Here is an 18,565-nt window from a genome sequence, read left to right as displayed (position 1 = left end):
AACTAAACATCGCCTCTAAAAATAAATTCACCCATATTTCTCGTTAAATCTAGTGTTTAAGTTTTGTTAATTTTTTGAAGATTTGCTGTGGGGGCATTTTCTTCTCCAGACAGATTACTTGCTTCTAGAATGTTTACTCTGTCAACTATCCCCAGAACTGAAATCTTGATAGTAAATTATATGCCTCAGTTAGAGGTATTGTAAAACATTTACAGCTAAAACAAAAAGTAATAAATACAATAAATTAAACCAGTGAACAGCAAAAAATAACTGCTAACTGGTAACTGGTAATGATATCAAAACGATAAAATCATGATTTGGAAACAAACTAAGCAAACCTCCTTTCGGTTATTTTTAGGGTTTGTGACAAGTATGGTTCCCTTGAGTTTTAACTTGCAAGCAAAAGCGCAAATATATTCTGATATTCAAGGTAATTGGGCAAGAAATTGTATTCAGAATTTGACTCAGCAGAAAATTATTAGTGGGTATACAGACGGTTCTTTTCGACCAAATAATCTGATTACCCGCGCTGAATATGCGGCAATTATGAATCAAGCGTTTCCTAATACTTCAGCAGAAAGAGCAGAAGTTAACTTTAGTGATGTTTTATCTGATTACTGGGGTCAAGAAGCAATTAGAGTTGCTTATAGCAAAGGATTTCTTTCTGGTTATCCAAATCAACTTTTTCAACCCAATCAATATATTCCTCGCACAGAAGCTTTTGTCGCTTTGGCAAGTGGCTTAGATTATCCAATTCCTACCTCAGCTAATCAAATTCTTAACACTATATATAATGATGCACAGGAAATTCCCGAATATGCAAGAGGTAAAATTGCCGCAGCAACTCAGCAAGGAATTGTTATCAGTTCTCCAAAGACACAGTTTAATCAGCAATTAATTAAACCTTCTAGTTTAGCGACAAGAGCCGAAGTGGCAGCAGCCCTATGTCAAGTTAAAAATATAGCTGGTGTCTCTAACCAATATGTAATCAGTTCATCTTCCTCTGGTAACAAACCCAATAATAATTCGATTAGATTAGGACAAACTTGCACGAATGAACAGATTGGTTACACCATTAGTTATCCTACAAACTGGCAAGCTAATTCTGGTCAAGTTGTTAACCAATGCCAAGTATTTGATTCAAAATCAATTAAACTGCCTAAAAACAGTGAAGATTTCGATGAAACGGTTTATATTCGGCTAGAAAATATTTCATTTAATCAGCTGGTCAATAATACAGATAGCCGAACCTCACAGACACTTTCTCGTCGTCAAATAAATGTAGATGACCGCCAAGCGGTAGCGATTGAAAGTGAAGCTACAGGTTTTGGTCTTTTACCCAAGGGAAGACGTTTTTATAGATACCTAATTGATATGAACGGCAAGACGTTGATTGCTGTTACTTATGATGTACCAAATCAAAACTATCAACGTAACAAACAAGTTTTAGATCAGATGGTTACTAGCATTAACCTAAACCATTCAAAAGTCATTCAGTAGGTCTAAATATAACTAATAAACTCAATGGAAACATTTTCTTTCTCATAAAGCAATTGAAAAGCTGAAAGCAAAAAGTTCAGGGGTGAAATGAGCCGCCAAGTTCTAGAATATAAAGTGTAGTTACCCATGCTTTTAAAATGCCTTCCCCGTTCCCCGTTATGGACCCATATCTTGAAGGCTATCTGTGGAGTGACGTACACAACGCCCTTGCCAGTAAAATCCGTGCCTTCCTCGCTCCACAGTTGCGTCCCAAGTATGCCGCGCGACTGGAAGTATATGTTGTGGAAGATATTTCCCCTGCAAGTGAAATTGGCATTTTATACCCAGATGTCGAGGTATTGCAGATCAAACAAAGCCGTAACGTAACTCCTGCTATCCACACATCAAATATTGCAACAACCCCCCCACTACTAACGCTTCCAGTTATCCAGCCAGTAATAGTTCGCATCCCCATAGTCGAAATTCGGGATACAGCCAACAATGTATTGATCAGCTGTATCGAAATTCTTTCTCCAGTAAACAAACGCGAACCCGGTTTAGCCCATTACCGTAAGAAACGCCAACGTTTATATAATGCCAACGTCCATCTCATTGAAATTGACTTGCTGCGTCGGGGAAATCGACCATTTAACCATCCCCGTCTTCCAGATGTTCCCTACTTGATAACCTTAACGCAAGCTCGGTCTGGAGTAATTGATCTGTGGCCTGTGACGTTGCAGGATACTCTGCCGACGATAACCGTTCCCCTCCGTGAAGGCGACCCTGATGCTGTATTAGAATTACAAGCTGGGCTGAATGCTATCTATGACGAAGCTGGATATGATTTATCGATAGACTACACCCAACCTCCACCCCCACCAGCATTAAGTGACGCGGATATTGAGTGGATGTATAAACATCTCCAAAACATGATATGAGTCCTAATCAATAGGAGTCTTATATCCTAGATCATTTTTAATTAGGACTTACGCAATCACTCTCTGAAACCTTCTAACTACCCTGCGGAAAGCCACTTCGTGTCTACGTGTCCTTTGTGTCTTTATGGTTAGTTTTTCCATGATTTTGCGTAAGTCCTGTTAATTAAGAACTTCCGTCGCTGATGCTGCACCCAACTGTAAGGCATAAAGGTTAGCATAGACACCTTGCTGATTAATCAGTTCCTCGTGAGTACCGCGTTCAGCAATTTGTCCTTGCTGAATCACTAATACTTGGTCGGCTTGAGTAACTGTACTGAGACGGTGAGCAATTACAAAACTAGTGCGATTTTTGAGTAAACGAGCGATCGCAGTTTGTACTAGCGCTTCTGTGCGGGTATCAATGCTACTAGTTGCTTCATCGAGAATCAGAATTTGAGGATTGATTAATACGGCGCGGGCAATACTAATCAGTTGTCGCTGTCCCTGACTTAGAGGCGCACCCCGTTCACCTAACTGAGTTGCATAACCTTCTGGCAACGAAGTGATAAACTCATGCACATTTGCCAGTTGCGCCGCCGCTTCAATTTCGGCTTGGGTGGCGTGGGGACAGCCAAAGGCAATATTTTCGGCAACTGTACCGCTAAATAAAATGTTGTCTTGTAAAACAATACCAATTTGACGGCGCAAACTAGCTTGAGTCACACTCCGCACATCAACACCATCAATTTTGACTGCACCACCAGAGACATCGTAAAAACGCAAAATCAAGTTAATAATCGTACTTTTTCCCGATCCAGTTGGCCCTACTAAAGCAATCATTTGTCCGGGATAGGCGTGTAAATCTACTCCTTTAAGAACTAATTGATTTGGGTTATAGCCAAAGGTAACGTGATCGAATATTACTTCACCTTGAATAGGAGGCATTTCAATAGCATCGGCTGCATCTTGGAGTTGTGACGGTTCATCCAATAGTAGAAAGATACGTTCTAATCCAGCAAAGGCAGACTGAGCTTGGGTGTAAAATTGACTGAGAATTTGGATAGGGCGAAAGAACTGCTGAACGTAAAGTAAAAAAGATGTCACTACACCAACGGTTGCTGCTCCTGTGACAGCGAGATAGCCTCCATAGGCTAATACAGCAGCGGTTGCTAGGGTGTTGAGAAAATCGATAGATGGCAAAAAAGCAGCGGTAATTGCCACTGCTTCAACATTAGCATCACGATTGGCAGCGTTGAGAACATCGAACTCTGCGATGTTGAGATTTACACGATTAAATGCCTGTGCTTCTCGTACACTACCAATGTCTTCTTCTAACTTAGCAGAAAGTTCCCCAATAGTTTGGCGAGTGACGCGAAATCTAGCTCTTGCCCACCGGGCAAAAAAGCTTGTAGTTAAAATCATTAGTGGCACAACTAAGTTACTCAATAACCCAAGTTGCAAGTTAATTGCCAGCATTGCAATGACAATGCCGATTAAACTCAAAGTATTACCCAACATCTGGGCGATCGTTTGCCCAAACGCTTGATTGACAGTATTAACATCATTTAATAAGCGGCTCATTAAATCACCGGCTTCACTGCGGTCAAAAAAGCTCATTGGTAAACTTTGGATTTTCAGAAAAATATCTTGCCGCAATTGAGCTAACAATCGCTGCACAATCCAACCAACTCGCAAAATTTGACCCCGAATTGCCACAATACCAAGTCCGTAGATTAGCCCTAGTAAGCCTAACAGCAGTAGTAAATCCGGCAAATTACCCTTTGCAATCAAATTATCAATTGACCAACCAAGTAAGAACGGCCCAATTGCTTGAGTTGACGCACCGATCGCGACTAATGTCAAAGCAATAGGAATTTCTTTACGGTAAGGTCGCAGGTATTGTAAAAAACGTCGCAGAGTGGAAAGTTGATGACTCGCATTTTGATCCGGTGCAACAACTGGGCCTGTACCTCTCATAAGATTTAAATTTTAGAGTTTGGATTAAAAGTTTTGGTCACAAAGCTGTTATTAGAAGAGGCAAGGGAGCAGGGGGCATACTTCGACTGCGCTCAGTAACCAGGGAGAAAGAGGTAATTCCTCTTCTTCGTCCCCCTTGCACCCCGCACCCTGCCCCAATTCCTCTTTCTCATGCCCAATGCCCATTTTTATACTTTCTCCTTCTGCTTAACTTGAGATTCCAAAATTACACCATATAGGGGGCTTGTTTGCATTAGTTCCTCATGGCTACCTTGAGCAATTAATTTTCCTTGATCGATTAGCAAAATGCGATCGGCATTTTTGACGGTGCTGATGCGTTGAGCCACAACAAAAGTTACACAGGCTTTTTGGCGCATTAGATCATCGAGTTCAGCTTGAATCTGAGCGGCAGTTTTAGCATCTACCGCAGAGGTACTATCATCTAAAATCAGAATACTGTAATCGGTCAGTAAGGTACGGGCGATCGCAATTCGTTGTTTTTGTCCACCAGATAAACCCACGCCACGTTCACCTACAATTGTTTCATAGCCATCAGGCAGACTAATTATAAAATCATGAATTTGGGCAGTTTTTGCAACCTCAATTACTTGTTCTAGGGTAGCTTTGGGTTTGGCATAAGTGATATTTTCGCGGATAGTCCCAGAGAATAGTGTGGTTTCTTGAAACACAATGCCTATATGTGTTCTCAGACTCTGGAGTGTAAAATCCCGCACATCTCGTCCATCAATACGAATTGATCCCTGCGTGACATCATAAAATCGAGCAATCAAGTTCATAATTGTGCTTTTCCCAGAACCTGTCATCCCCAAAACGGCGATTAGCTCCTTAGGCTTTGTTTCAAAAGAAACATTTTTTAGGGCTGCGGTTGCAGCACCAGGATAGCGAAAACAGACGTTTTCAAAGGTAATTCTACCGCCGCAGGTTTCAAAAGCAATTGCATTTGGGCGATCGCGAATTTCTACTTCTGCATCGACTACTTCATAAATCCGTTCCGCAGAGGCGGCTGCTTGAGCGATCGCAGGTGCAGCAAAGCCAATCAATAAAATCGGTTGCAGAATTAATACCAGATAGGAGTTAAACGCTACTAGTTCACCAATAGAAAATCTACCATCAATTACCTGCGCCCCACCGTAGGCGAAAACTGCTAATGTCACCAAATTACTCAGCAAAAAGATAAAGGGGAAGGTATTACGGATAGCGCGAATGGTCTTCATGTTTGCCTTGATTAAGGCATCATTCATGGTGGTGTAACGCCTCTTTTCGGCTGACTCCCGCACAAAACCTTTGACTACTTTAATTCCTAACAAATTCTCTTGTAAGACGGCATTGAGATCGCCGAGTTGCTCTTGTACCTGCCGAAATAATCCACTATTACGGGAGATAAATCGTGCCATTAACCATCCTGACATCGGTACAACCGTCAATGTAATTAGTGCTAGTTGCCAGTTCATTATTAGCAAAACTACCGCAATTGCTACTAATGTTACAGTTCCACCAATTACTTGAATTAAACTAGTACCAATAAATGTGCGAATCTGTTCAATATCACTAGTGACGCGGGTTAGCAGTTGAGATGTCTGTGATTGGTCATGGTAGCTGAAACTGAGATTTTGAATTTTGCTGAAAATTTGCTTACGCAATTCATAGGCCACACCTTGAGATGCAGCTTCTGCCAAATAACTTTGTCCAAAGTTAAATAAACCACGAGCGATCGCTGCAACAACCATCCAAGCAGCGCTGTAAAGTACAATTCGTAAATTTTGTGGGACAATACCTTGATCGATGCTCCACCGAAACAACTGGGGAGTCAGTGCATTGGCAGCTGTCAACAGCAACAAGCTGACTAAGGCTCCCAGTGAAATCCATCGGTAAGTACGCAAACTCCCCAGGACACGCCAGATTGACTGCATTGAAGAATTTTCCTGAAGTTCTGGTTGTTGAACCAATGAATTTACTCCTGTATTTCTGGAAAATTATCTTTGATTGTATTGCTCTTTAGTACATCGTTACGATTCGGTGATTGAAGCGAAACAGCTGGTGATGAGTTAGGGTATCGGTATCAAGCAAATACATTAATCGACAGACTCCCCATCGACTTCAGAACGTTCCCTGTCTTGGTAAATTTTTGCTCTCAAATCTGAGAGAGTATCATCATCTATTAAAGCGCCTGCTTGTTGAAGTAGAACAGCCCGACCATTTTTTGAACGTAACCAGTCATCAATAGCCACTTTCAAAAATCTCCAGTCATTTTCAATTTTACGACCTGGGATATTTCCAAGTATTGTTTGATGCACAACTGTTTGAGTGGGTAGTCTTAAGTATTCTGAGGCTTCTTCAAGAGTTAGAATATCTGGTAGTGTTACTCGTTCCATAACTCAATTAATGGCGCTTGTTACCTAAATTGATCGTAACAGTATAATGGTTTTTAGTAGCAATAATTACTTAATCAAAGAAATCCACCCTTAAAAAAATGGGATTGAAGTAAAGATACTTTATAGTCCTCAAGGATGATTTTTACAGTTGATAAGAAACAGTTTTTTTTTGAAATATTTGTCTTAAATCATTCCTAGGATTAATGAAAAATATGATGATTTTTATTTATCGGTAATTATCTTATTTGTCTATTAAAACGTAAAAGCTTTTTGTACTTACATTTTAGGACTCATATTTGATTTTTTAAATTATTCAGGACACCTCATCTCCCTTATTCTCTGTTCCTTGTTTGCTGTGTTCTGTTTCCTTCTTTTTATAGATACGCTCTTGCCTCTTTAAGGTTTACAGTAATTAACAATAGGAAGCTTAAAGAGTAAAAAGTTATGCCAGACAAGCAACGCTTGGAAGAGCAGCTAATATCACAAGAAGCTGAACGCAGGGTATCTGACCAGGTAGATGAAGCAGAACAAATTGATATAGATGTGCAAACCGATTTGTTGCAAGTACTTCGAGGACATTCTGATGGTGTTTCCGTTGCAGGAAAAGGACTGGTGCTAAAAGAAAACATCCGTATTCAAGAAATAAAACTACAAACAGATAGTATTTCTATTAATCCTTTAAGTGCTATTTTTGGTCAAGTCGAATTAAATGAGCCAGTGAATGCGATCGCTCGTGTTGTCATGACCCAAGCAGATATTAACTGTGCTTTAAATTCTGAATTTGCTCGCAGCTTATCACAGAAATTTCAGTTGGATGTAGATGGTGAAAGTGTTAGTTTTGAACTACAAAATATCCAGTTATTTTTAACAAGCGATCGCAAAATAGAATTTCAAGTGAAAGTGCTGATTAAAGAAAGCAATAACACTCAATCATTAGATGTTGAGGGAATAGTGATTCCCCGTACTAATTCCCAACCTATCAAAATAGAAAGTATCAAATGTAACCCAGAGTCAGGTCTTTCGATAGAGTTGATTGCAGCCTTTTTACAAAAACTCAAAGAACTAGTAAAACTCCCATATTTTACCTGGGAAGATATAGCGTTTAGTGTCAAACAAATGGAAATACAACAAGAAAATATAACAATAATTTTAGAAGCTAATGTGCAGCAACTGTCTGCTTCAAAAATAAATTCTTTAATTAAGTAAATTAGCAATTTTTAAAGTTGTAATTTTGCTTAACACTTTGTAATATTAACAAGTCACTTTATTTACTCCTAATCTGTTCTCAATTAAAAATATGCAAGAGTATGATGTTGTAATTATCGGTGCAGGACATAATGGACTAGTTTGTGCTGCTTATTTGCTTAAAGCTGGCTATAGTGTTCTGTTGCTCGAAAAGCGTTCTGTTCCAGGAGGGGCAGCGACAACTGAAGAATGTTTACCAGAAGCAGCACCGGGATTTAAATTTAACTTGTGTGCAATTGACCATGAATTTATTCATTTAGGGCCAGTTGTTGAAGAATTAGAACTAGAAAAATACGGTTTAGAATATCTAGAATGCGATCCAGTTGTTTTTTGTCCTCATCCTGATGGAAAATATTTCTTAGGTCATAAATCGCTAGATAAGACTTGTGCAGAAATTGCCAGATATAGCGATCGCGATGCCAAAAAATACCGAGAATATACTCAATATTGGCAGCGGGCGCTGGGGGCAATGATTCCCATGTTTAATGCGCCGCCCAAGTCAATTATTGATATCGCTGGCAACTACGACATTACAAAAATCAAGGATTTATTTTCAGTCATTGGTTCGCCCAACAAAACGCTGGATTTTGTTCGCAACATGATGACCAGTGCTGAAGACTTACTCAACGAGTGGTTTGATTCAGAATTTCTCAAAGCGCCACTGGCAAGATTAGCCTCAGAACTTGGCGCACCACCATCACAAAAAACCATTGCTATTGGTGCAATTATGATGGCGATGCGTCATGACCCCGGTATGGCTAGACCACGGGGCGGTACTGGTGCGCTTGTGCAAGCATTAGTGAATTTAGTTAGAAGTAAAGGTGGTGTTATTCTCACAGACCAGCATGTTGAAAAAGTTTTGATTGATGATAATAAAGCCGTTGGTGTAAGAGTTAGTGGCGGTAAAGAATATCGTGCTAAATACGGGGTAATCTCTAATATTGATGCCAGACGGTTATTTTTACAAATGACTGATAAAAGTGACATTGATGCAGCAGAACCCGAATTGTGGGAAAGATTAGAACGCCGCATTGTTAATAACAACGAAACCATCCTCAAGATAGATTTGGCTTTAGATGAACCTTTGCGTTTTCCATACCATGCCCACAAAGATGAATATTTAATCGGGTCTATCTTGATTGCAGATTCCGTGGCTCATGTAGAACAAGCTCATAGTAAATGTACCTTAGGAGAAATACCTGATTCTGACCCATCAATGTATGTAGTCATGCCTAGCGCTCTTGATCCAACCTTAGCACCATCAGGTAAACATACTTTATGGATTGAGTTTTTTGCTCCTTATCAAATTGCGGGTGCAGAAGGTACTGGTTTAAAAGGTACTGGTTGGACAGATGAATTGAAAAACAAGGTTGCAGATAGAGTTATTGATAAGTTAGCAACTTATGCACCGAATGTAAAAACGGCTACTATTGCTCGTCGTGTAGAAAGCCCAGCAGAATTAGGAGAAAGATTAGGTGCATACAAAGGCAATTATTACCACGTTGATATGACTTTGGATCAAATGGTGTTTTTCCGTCCTTTGCCAGAGTTGGCCAACTACAAAACACCAATCGAAAATTTGTTTTTAACTGGCGCAGGAACTCATCCAGGTGGTTCTATTTCTGGAATGCCAGGACGCAATTGCGCCCGTGTATTTCTGCAAGCAAAACATCCTTTTGCTCAAACTTTAAAAGATGCACGAGATTCGATTAAATCAACTGTCGAGTCGGTGTTTAAAATTAATTAATTTTCATACACAGGTGTAAATAAATGGAGTTTGAATAATACTAGTGCCGCTATAAGTAGGTCGGTGTAAATAATTATTGTTGTAATAAGGCAGGGAGCAGGGGGAAAAAGCGTTTGAGCCTTATTTACTTTTATTCACATAGTTTGATTTTATTTCACCGACTTACTTAGTAGTCAAGCATTCTAACAGCTTTGAATGTCTAAAACATTTGTAAAAATCTAAACATGCAGCGGTGCTAGTATTCCTCTTTTTGTAGAATGTAATGTTTAGATTCCGGCATGTGACGTACCCAGATGATTTGAGAACCGTCGAACAAAGGAACTTCAACTTGCCACCACAACCCGCCCGATAGACGACGATACCAACGAAAATTGGACAGAAACCAATCTGATAGCTGCATAAACAAGACCAAAACTTTTTAAAAGCAAAGGTGGATGATAGGTTTGCATTTACAACTATGTTTGTACTAAAACTGTTTTGCTTTCTTGTTGAAGTAAAGAAAGCTATGTAAGTAGACACGCCTTTGAGTTACCAATTGATTAATATTGGTGTCCTAAAAAGTGTATTGTATTAATGCAAAATGAAAGAAAATAGGGAAACTAAGTCAACCCTGAGGTGAGGGTTTCAACCTACCTTGTAACAAGCGTTACGAAAGCTACTTTAAAGAATACAGCTATCTGATTGATTGTATTTGACTGTTTTTTAGATGTATATGTAATATTTTTTGCTAGCTATATAGCGCTTCTTAGTTATTTACAATATACTCTAATCGGGAAAAGGGATTAGGGACTAGCGAACAGCAAGATACCCGACTTCTTTAATAAGTCGGGTATCTGAGCTTCTCAATTTTCACAAATCAAAGAGGATTGCTATATATCTATAGAACTATTTTGAGGTTGATGACGGCGAAACATCACTATTGCTGCGCCCACTATTCCTAAACCAAGTAATGTAGCTGGCTCAGGGACAGAAGTAGCAGAAGTAGTAGTAGTGAATAAAGCACCAGAAAAAGCTAAATTCTTAACTGATCCACCACTACTAAGAATTGACTCAACATTGGCAACTTTTACATTATTGACTTGGAAAGATAAGTTTCCGGCTCCTTGAGATTTTGACCCATCCTCACTGCTAAATAATCCATAAAGTGCAACATCTATAGCTACGTTTTCACCGCTTTGTTTAAGTTCATAATTTGCAGATTTCAAATTAAATGTATTGATTTTATCGGTGATTGAAGCAGATTCAGCAGCAGATTGAACTGTTCCAGGTATGAAAGTTTTACCAAAATCAATAAAAGGATTTTTTACAGATAAAGGAGAAAAATTGATAATATTATTTATTTTGGCTGTGTTAAATGATGTAAAACTTCCTGTTTGAGCTGCAAGAGCAATTGGTGTTATGGGTTGGGGAGAAAATGTTAGAGATTTTGCTGATAATTCTACTAAGCTAGTGGCTGAATTAGGAGGCGAAAAAGTATATCCACTACTTAGCTGAAAGTCACCATTAAAAGAGGCTGCTGTAGCAGAACTAGCAAAAGTAAATATCCCAGCAAAAGATAATGGTACTGCAACAGTGGCAGCAAAAAGTGCATCTAGTAATCTAGATGAAAAAGCAACTATTTTCATTTTATTCACCTATAAGAATGTGACAGAACTAAGGGCGTTCTGTATGGAATCTATTAAGATTCACTGCATAGTTTATTTGTTACTTGGATAGGTTCCCATGAATACTTAAAACAAACAACAAGCCGCATTCCACACTTGCAACTGTCACACTCAGTATTATTTACTAAACATTTAGTAAATTGCAGTATAAAATAATATTTTGATAGTTTCTGAAAAGATTCGCCGCAGACAAAGCTGCTAAAAACGTTAAGCGTAAATTCTGGCATTATACCGTTTCACTTTAAAATTGATACAAATAGGCAGCAGGGGAGCAGGGAGCAGGGGGAAAGAATTAAAGACCAATTATCTGTTTCAAATATTTCGTGAAATGGTATTAGAAAGAGAATATCAATTTAAAACGTTGAATTTATTAATTTTATATCTGGAAAACCACATATTCATGTTGTATTTAGCCTTAGGCGTAAATCTTTATCTAAATAGGACTCATATCTGATTTGTGAACAAGACTTTAGATATAATCCTTGTGAATACGGGTTTTTCAGCCTCAGTATGTTTTTAAAAATCAAATTTTTGAGGATTAACTATGGAACCTATTTCTTTAATTATTGCTGCTTTAGGCGCTGGTGCGATCGCTGCTGCTAAAGATACCGCAGGAACAGCCGTTAAAGATGCCTATCAAGGTTTGAAGGCTTTGATTAAGAAAAAGTTTGAAGGAGATGTTCTGGGACAAGCAATGGTAGATGCCAAACCAGAAGAAATTAAGAAAGCTGAAGGTTTATTGAAAGATAAGCTTACTCAAGCTGGTGTTGATAAAGATGAGGAAATTATTAAAGCAGCCGAAGAGGTCATGAAAAAAGAAGATCCTCAAGGGTTTGAAGAAGGCAAATACAATACAAACGTATCAGTGCAGGGTCATGTATTTGGTGTTGCTGGAACAAACTCAGGTACGGTTAATATTGGCTCAGTACCCAAGACCGAATAAATAATATTTAATTGTGTTTAATCAAATTTAAGTAAAATTAAAATGACTACAGATCCTTTCAAAGTAACGGCTGAAGGTGATGTATTAGGCGTTGCTGGAGCAAATTCAGGAACTGTTAATATCACCTATATTTCTAGCATTTCATCTGAGACTGAAATTCATGCTCGAAAGCTTATTGAAGGTTCTCCTTATTTGGGATTAAGTAAATTTGAGACGAAAGATAGTAGTAAATTTTTTGGTCGAGACACTTGGATTAGTGAATTAACAGATTACTTCAAACAAAATAATGTTCTTCTGCTTTTAGGAGCTTCTGGAAGTGGTAAGTCTTCCTTAATTCGAGCGGGGTTAATTCCTGCTTTAGAAAATCAGCCTGGTTATGAACAATTAGTAAATTTAACCTTTGTACCTGATAAAGATCCCTTTAAATCTTTTCATAGTAGTCTTTTAACAAAATATAACCAATCAGAAGCGGAACTAGCTCTAGCTGTTAAAGAAGATACTCTTGTAAAAGTTGTTCAATCTCTTAAACGGGATTCTCAATGGCTGATTTTTATTGATCAATTTGAGGAACTATTTACCCTAACACCAAAGGATAAAAGAGATTCTTTTATAAAAAGCCTCATTCAATTAATTGAAAAATCGGAGACTTCCGTTAAAGTTGTTATGACTATGCGGGCTGATTTTCTCGATAAATTAAGCCCCTATCCAAAATTAGGAAAAATCCATGATTCATCTAGCAAAATGCTCACAGAGATGGATGATATTGCTTTAGGATTGGCAATTGCTGAACCTGCCGCTAGGAATGGAGTAACTTTTGAACAGGGATTAATTGAGCAAATTATTTCTGATTTTCGTGAACGGGCTGGGTCTTTACCACTTTTGCAATATACTTTAAACGAATTGTGGAAGAAAGATAATATTCAAGACAGAGTTTTAAATACCAAAACTTATCAAGATTTGGGAGGAGTGAAAGGCGCACTTCAGAAACAGGCTGATAAAATATATAATAAATTTAATGAAAAAGAAAGAAAAGCAGCAGAAAACATTTTTATAAAATTAATCGCATTAGAAAGCAAAGAAGCTGTTAGTAAAAGGGCTGATATAACAGCTTTGGAGAAAGATGAGACACAAAAAAAAGTTCTGTATCAATTGATTAATAGTCGCCTTTTGGTAAGTAAAAGAGAAAAAGGAAAGGCGACGGTTGAAGTGGCACATGAGGAATTACTTCGCTCTTGGAAAGTTTTACAAAATTTAATTCGGGACAAGGAAGAGATAATAGTCCTGGAAAATCGGTTATCTGCTGATGCGAAACAGTGGAATGAATTACGCAAAAAAGATGCCCAAAAAGCTAACAGTGAACTCTGGAACGGTTCTAAGCTGGTGCGAATTGTTGAGCTTGAAAAAGAACAATCTATCCAGATTATTGATAAAGAAGCGAAAGAATTTATTAAGGTTAGTGAAGCTCAAGCAGAACGCCAAAAGAATGAAAAAATTAGAACGGCGAGGACAATTGCGGCGGGTTCGTTGGTGGCGGTGGTGGTTAGCAGTGGATTGGGTTTGACGGCATGGAATCAGACAAAACAAGCAGAACTCAATCTTGCAGATTCCCTCGGTTCTTCTTCTTTGTCTTTACTCGATAGAAGAAAAGAGTTGGATGCCTTTGTCAAGGCAATTAAAGCGGGAAAAATTCTGCAAAGCCAGCACGCATATAACTCAGGTGTAATGAATGCCTTGCAAAAAGCTCTTAATGAGGGAAGCGAACGCAACCGCTTGGAAGGGCATAATAGGGATGTCTGGAGCGTCAGTTTTAGCCCCGACGGCAAAACTTTGGCTTCTGGCAGTTATGACAAGACAATCAAACTGTGGAATCTAGAGACAGGCAAGCAAATCCGCACTCTCTCTGGGCATGATAACTTTGTCATAAGCGTCAGTTTTAGCCCCGACGGCAAAACTTTGGCTTCTGGCAGTTATGACAAGACAATCAAACTGTGGAATCTAGAGACAGGCAAGCAAATCCGCACTCTCTCTGGGCATGATGACTGGGTCATAAGCGTCAGTTTTAGCCCCGACGGCAAAACTTTGGCTTCTGGCAGTCGTGACAAGACAATCAAACTGTGGAATCTAGAGACAGGCAAGCAAATCCGCACTCTCTCTGGGCATGATAACTTTGTCATAAGCGTCAGTTTTAGCCCGGACGGCAAAACTTTGGCTTCTGGCAGTCGTGACAAGACAATCAAACTGTGGAATCTAGAGACAGGCAAGCAAATCCGCACTCTCTTTGGGCATGATAACTTTGTCATAAGCGTCAGTTTTAGCCCCGACGGCAAAACTTTGGCTTCTGGCAGTGGTGACAAGACAATCAAACTGTGGAATCTAGAAACAGGGAACCAAATCCGCACTCTCTTTGGGCATGATGACTTTGTCAGAAGCGTCAGTTTTAGCCCCGATAGCAAGACTTTGGCTTCTGGCAGCGAGGATAAGACAATCAAACTGTGGAATCTAGAAACAGGCAAGCAAATCCGCACTCTCTCTGGGCATGATGACTTTGTCATAAGCGTCAGTTTTAGCCCCGACGGCAAGACTTTGGCTTCTGGCAGTGCTGACAACACAATCAAACTGTGGAATCTAGAGACAGGCAAGCAAATCCGCACCCTCTCTGGGCATGATAACTGGGTCTATAGCGTCAGTTTTAGCTCCGACGGCAAGACTTTGGCTTCTGGCAGTAGTGACAAGACAATCAAACTGTGGAATCTAGAGACAGGCAAGCAAATCCGCACCCTCTTTGGGCATGATAACTGGGTCTATAGCGTCAGTTTTAGCCCCGACGGCAAGACTTTGGCTTCTGGCAGTGAGGATAAGACAATCAAACTGTGGAATCTAGAGACAGGCAAGCAAATCCGCACCCTCTCTGGGCATGATAACTTTGTTTATAGCGTCAGTTTTAGCCCCGACGGCAAGACTTTGGCTTCTGGTAGTGAGGATAAGACAATCAAACTGTGGAATCTAGAGACAGGCAAGCAAATCCGCACCCTCTCTGGGCATGATAACTTTGTTTATAGCGTCAGTTTTAGCCCCGACGGCAAGACTTTGGCTTCTGGTAGTGGTGACAACACAATCAAACTGTGGAATCTAGATTTCTGGAATTTAGACTTAGACGCTTTAATGGGGCGTAGTTGTGATTGGGTGCGCGGTTATTTACAAAATAATCCTAATGTCAGCGAGAGCGACAGGCACTTATGCGACGATATTGGCACGCAAAAAAGAATCTAACCTTCTCATATCATGTTCGGTAAAATACTTATCATTAAGACCGCAGGGAGCATACTTCGACTGCCCCCTACTTTAGCCCAACGATAATTATTGACATCGACCTACTTAAACCCATTGTCCAGGATCTAGTTGATAGTAACTTTGTAGTAGCTCATAAAGTGGCGGATGCTGCTTTAACAATTGGTGCGGTTTTTCAAAAAACGTTTCAGTCGCTACAGCAAAAAATTCTGCGGGATTAGTCGCACCATAGCTATTCATCACGGTTTTTGCACCTTTTTGAACATCATTGCAGAGTTGTTGATATTCTTTTGTCATTACTCTAGCCCAAGTTACATAGTCTGAATTGCGTGGCAAAATAGGAACACCCTCAGCTTTACCATCTTCTTGATCTAATTGGTGGGCAAATTCGTGAAGAATTACGTTATGTCCATCTCTCCAGTTAACAATGTCTTGTTGTACTTGTTCCCAAGACAATATTACTTGGTCTTTAATCCATGATTCCCCTAATCTGGCTACACGCCTTTCTTCGATAATATAATTTCCAGTGGCTACAGTTTCATTCACAAAATAAGTACTGGGATAAATCAAAATCGAACGAAGTTTAGGAAAATATTCTCCTCGCTCATTTAATAAAAGCAAACAAGCAACAGCCGCAATAGTTAATTTCATTTCTTCTGTTACTTGCAATTGCCCGCAACCAATAAATTGTTTTTCTGCTAAGAACACTTGAATATGTCCCTGTAGTCTTCTACGTTCTATGGGAGAAATTCGCAAATAAAAAGGAAAGTTATTTTCAATAATGGCATTCCAAAGCGGTGGAAAAGAACGTTTTTTAAAACGGCTTCTTTGTTGTTTAATTAGGAAAGGGCTGAATATAATTACGATAATAATCAGCCCTATAATTAGAAAAACAATAATTGTTGCAACCATTGATTGCGATTTCATTTAGTGGATAATTAGGCGTTGCATAAATGCGGGATGAATTGCTCACGCAGAGGCGCATACTTCGACTGCGCTCAGTAAGCGGAGACGCAGAGAGAATAAAGAGTTTTAGATTTTAATACACAAATTTCATCCCTTGATTCAGCAACGTTCTTTATCTAACTCATTCGTGCAACTTCATCCACTGCTTTTGGTACTCCCGCAGTTAAAACTTCATGCCCTTCAGGTGTCACTAATACATCATCCTCAATGCGAATGCCAATGCCAACCCACCTGGGATCAGTCGCTGGTTGGTCTTCTGCTAATTTAGTATCAGGCACAATATACAGTCCTGGTTCTACAGTTAATATTTGACCTGGTTGTAAAATCTGCGGTTTATCTTCACCGTGCTGATAAACTCCTGCATCATGGACATCCAAGCCTAACCAATGACTGGTGCGGTGCATATAATATGGCTTGTATTTCTCTTCTTCAATTAACTTGTCAATTTCACCTTTGAGGATGCCTAATTCAACTAAACCTTCAGTTAGTACACGTACTGCTGTATCGTGAATTGAGTTAAAAGAATTACCGGGTTTTACTTGAGCGATCGCCTGTTTTTGTGCTTCTAATACAATCTCATATAATGTCTTTTGTTCTGATGTAAATTTACCTCCTACAGGAAATGTCCTGGTAATATCAGAATTGTAATAACCGTATGCACAACCAGCATCAATTAACAGCAATTCTCCATCTTGCATCTGTCGATTATTTTCGATGTAGTGCAGTACACAAGCATTAGCACCGGAAGCCACAATTGAAGGATAAGCCGGGCCAATTCCCCCCCGCAACCGAAATATGTGTTCTATTCCCGCCTGGATTTCGTATTCATAACGTCCAGGTGTACTAGCTGCCATTGCATTATTATGAGCTTCAACTGCGATCGCCACAGCTTGACGCATCAGTTTTAACTCGGCTTCGCTTTTAATTAATCTCATGCTGTGCAGGACAGGGCCTGTATCTGCAATCGCAATAGGCCCTGTACCGCGCTTGGGATAAGTCCGCAGTAAAATTTGATAATGTTTAAGAATTTTGTCGTTAAAATTGCGATCGCGTCCTAAATGATAGTAAATGCGATCGGCTTTTTCTAAATACTGCGGCAACTTTTCATCTAATTCACTAATGGGGTAAGCTTCATCTGCACCATAAATCTCTTTTGCGGCATCTACCCCACAACGATAACCAGTCCAAACCTCTTTTTCTCGCTCTTTAGGTTGGACAAACAACACAAACCGATGTTCTGGATGATGGGGCGCTAACACTGCCACTGCTTGGGATTCGTTAAAGCCAGTTAGATAGAAAAAATCACTATCTTGGCGATAAGCGTACTCGACATCGTTGTGCATCACTACCATTGGCGCACTGCGAAAAATGGCTGTACTATTACCAATTTTTGCCATTAACTGCTCACGACGCTGCCGATATTCTGCTTCCATAGCTAATCAATATGTGAATTTATGGTTTTATTTTACACTTTTAACAACTATGAGGTTATACCGTTTATGCCTGTAAGCTCTAACTAATTTCAGCAAATCGCCAACTTTTTTCCCAGAATGTTCATTCTTTTTGACTTTTATAGATGAATATTATCTCAATCTTAACCTCTGATAACAAAGGATGTAGTCTAGGAATTAATTACGGAATAAAACCGACTTTAATATGAGCAAACAATATAAAATCTATCTTGATGCTTGTTGTTTGAATCGTCCGTTTGATGACCAAGCGCAACCTCGGATTTATTTAGAAGCACAGGCAGTTATGACAATTTTGAGTCAATGTCAATCAGCAACTTGGAAACTGATCAACAGCAGTGCTTTAATTGCCTAATTAAACCAAACACCTGATTTAGAAAGAATACAAAACGTCAAAAAATTACTCTCCATTGCTAAAATCAAAATTATTAATAGTATCTTCATTAAAGACAGAGCCGCCGAACTTCAAAAATTAGG

At 39.3% G+C, this 18,565-nt stretch carries 14 protein-coding genes; 7 read left to right on the top strand and 7 right to left on the bottom strand.

Features of this window, described 5'->3' with window-relative positions; genetic code table 11:
• The first annotated feature begins 312 nt into the window (after positions 1-312).
• Both QI031_RS19775 and QI031_RS19770 read left to right on the top strand, forming a co-directional pair.
• Positions 313-1,500 carry an S-layer homology domain-containing protein gene (locus QI031_RS19775; protein WP_281481363.1) on the top strand — a complete coding sequence of 396 codons (1,188 nt, stop codon included), beginning with the start codon at positions 313-315 and terminating at the stop codon, positions 1,498-1,500.
• Between the two features lie 137 nt (positions 1,501-1,637).
• Entirely contained in the window at positions 1,638-2,417 is a 780-nt protein-coding gene (locus QI031_RS19770) for a DUF4058 family protein (protein WP_281481362.1), read from the top strand.
• 159 nt (positions 2,418-2,576) lie between these two features.
• On the opposite strand, the gene QI031_RS19765 is transcribed toward QI031_RS19770, so the two are convergent.
• The 3 genes from QI031_RS19765 to QI031_RS19755 form a co-directional block, all read right to left on the bottom strand.
• Positions 2,577-4,373, bottom strand: a complete 1,797-nt coding sequence (locus QI031_RS19765) for an ABC transporter ATP-binding protein (RefSeq protein ID WP_281481361.1) — start codon at positions 4,371-4,373, stop codon at positions 2,577-2,579.
• A 188-nt stretch (positions 4,374-4,561) separates the two neighbouring features.
• A complete protein-coding gene (locus QI031_RS19760) occupies positions 4,562-6,340 on the bottom strand; it encodes an ABC transporter ATP-binding protein (RefSeq protein WP_281481360.1) in 1,779 nt (592 codons plus the stop codon).
• Positions 6,341-6,466: 126 nt separating this feature from the next.
• Positions 6,467-6,766 (bottom strand): helix-turn-helix domain-containing protein, encoded by a 300-nt coding sequence (locus QI031_RS19755; RefSeq protein ID WP_281481359.1) that lies wholly within the window; start codon positions 6,764-6,766, stop codon positions 6,467-6,469.
• 444 nt (positions 6,767-7,210) lie between these two features.
• On the opposite strand from QI031_RS19755, the gene QI031_RS19750 reads away from it, so the two are divergent.
• Both QI031_RS19750 and crtO read left to right on the top strand, forming a co-directional pair.
• On the top strand, positions 7,211-7,972 hold the full coding sequence (locus QI031_RS19750) for an LmeA family phospholipid-binding protein (RefSeq protein ID WP_281481357.1): 762 nt from the start codon (positions 7,211-7,213) through the stop codon (positions 7,970-7,972).
• Between the two features lie 91 nt (positions 7,973-8,063).
• Complete coding sequence (gene crtO, locus QI031_RS19745; RefSeq protein ID WP_281481356.1) at positions 8,064-9,758, top strand: beta-carotene ketolase CrtO; 1,695 nt, start codon at positions 8,064-8,066, stop codon at positions 9,756-9,758.
• Positions 9,759-9,993: 235 nt separating this feature from the next.
• On the opposite strand, the gene QI031_RS19740 is transcribed toward crtO, so the two are convergent.
• Both QI031_RS19740 and QI031_RS19735 read right to left on the bottom strand, forming a co-directional pair.
• The gene (locus QI031_RS19740) at positions 9,994-10,158 is read right to left on the bottom strand and encodes a hypothetical protein (RefSeq protein WP_281481355.1); all 165 of its coding nucleotides are present in this window, start codon (positions 10,156-10,158) and stop codon (positions 9,994-9,996) included.
• A 469-nt stretch (positions 10,159-10,627) separates the two neighbouring features.
• Entirely contained in the window at positions 10,628-11,383 is a 756-nt protein-coding gene (locus QI031_RS19735) for a PEP-CTERM sorting domain-containing protein (protein WP_281481354.1), read from the bottom strand.
• A 583-nt stretch (positions 11,384-11,966) separates the two neighbouring features.
• Between QI031_RS19735 and QI031_RS19730 the strand changes: the two genes are divergently transcribed.
• Together QI031_RS19730 and QI031_RS19725 are read left to right on the top strand one after the other, a co-directional pair.
• Positions 11,967-12,365, top strand: coding sequence for a hypothetical protein (locus tag QI031_RS19730; protein WP_281481353.1), 399 nt, complete (start codon positions 11,967-11,969; stop codon positions 12,363-12,365).
• A gap of 42 nt (positions 12,366-12,407) precedes the next feature.
• A complete protein-coding gene (locus tag QI031_RS19725; protein ID WP_281481352.1) occupies positions 12,408-15,635 on the top strand; it encodes an nSTAND1 domain-containing NTPase in 3,228 nt (1,075 codons plus the stop codon).
• A gap of 105 nt (positions 15,636-15,740) precedes the next feature.
• Here the strand turns inward: QI031_RS19725 and QI031_RS19720 are convergent, their stop codons facing one another.
• Together QI031_RS19720 and QI031_RS19715 are read right to left on the bottom strand one after the other, a co-directional pair.
• Positions 15,741-16,565: a M90 family metallopeptidase gene (locus QI031_RS19720; RefSeq protein WP_281481351.1), complete on the bottom strand. Its 825-nt coding sequence runs from the start codon at positions 16,563-16,565 to the stop codon at positions 15,741-15,743.
• 170 nt (positions 16,566-16,735) lie between these two features.
• On the bottom strand, positions 16,736-18,052 hold the full coding sequence (locus tag QI031_RS19715; RefSeq protein WP_281481350.1) for an aminopeptidase P N-terminal domain-containing protein: 1,317 nt from the start codon (positions 18,050-18,052) through the stop codon (positions 16,736-16,738).
• A 223-nt stretch (positions 18,053-18,275) separates the two neighbouring features.
• Between QI031_RS19715 and QI031_RS19710 the strand changes: the two genes are divergently transcribed.
• Positions 18,276-18,443, top strand: a complete 168-nt coding sequence (locus QI031_RS19710; RefSeq protein ID WP_281481349.1) for a hypothetical protein — start codon at positions 18,276-18,278, stop codon at positions 18,441-18,443.
• Positions 18,444-18,565: the final 122 nt, after the last annotated feature.

The sequence above is a fragment of the Halotia branconii CENA392 genome (assembly GCF_029953635.1).
In the GTDB taxonomy this organism is placed as follows: Bacteria; Cyanobacteriota; Cyanobacteriia; order Cyanobacteriales; family Nostocaceae; genus Halotia; species Halotia branconii.
This window is presented reverse-complemented; position numbering and strand designations above follow the sequence as displayed.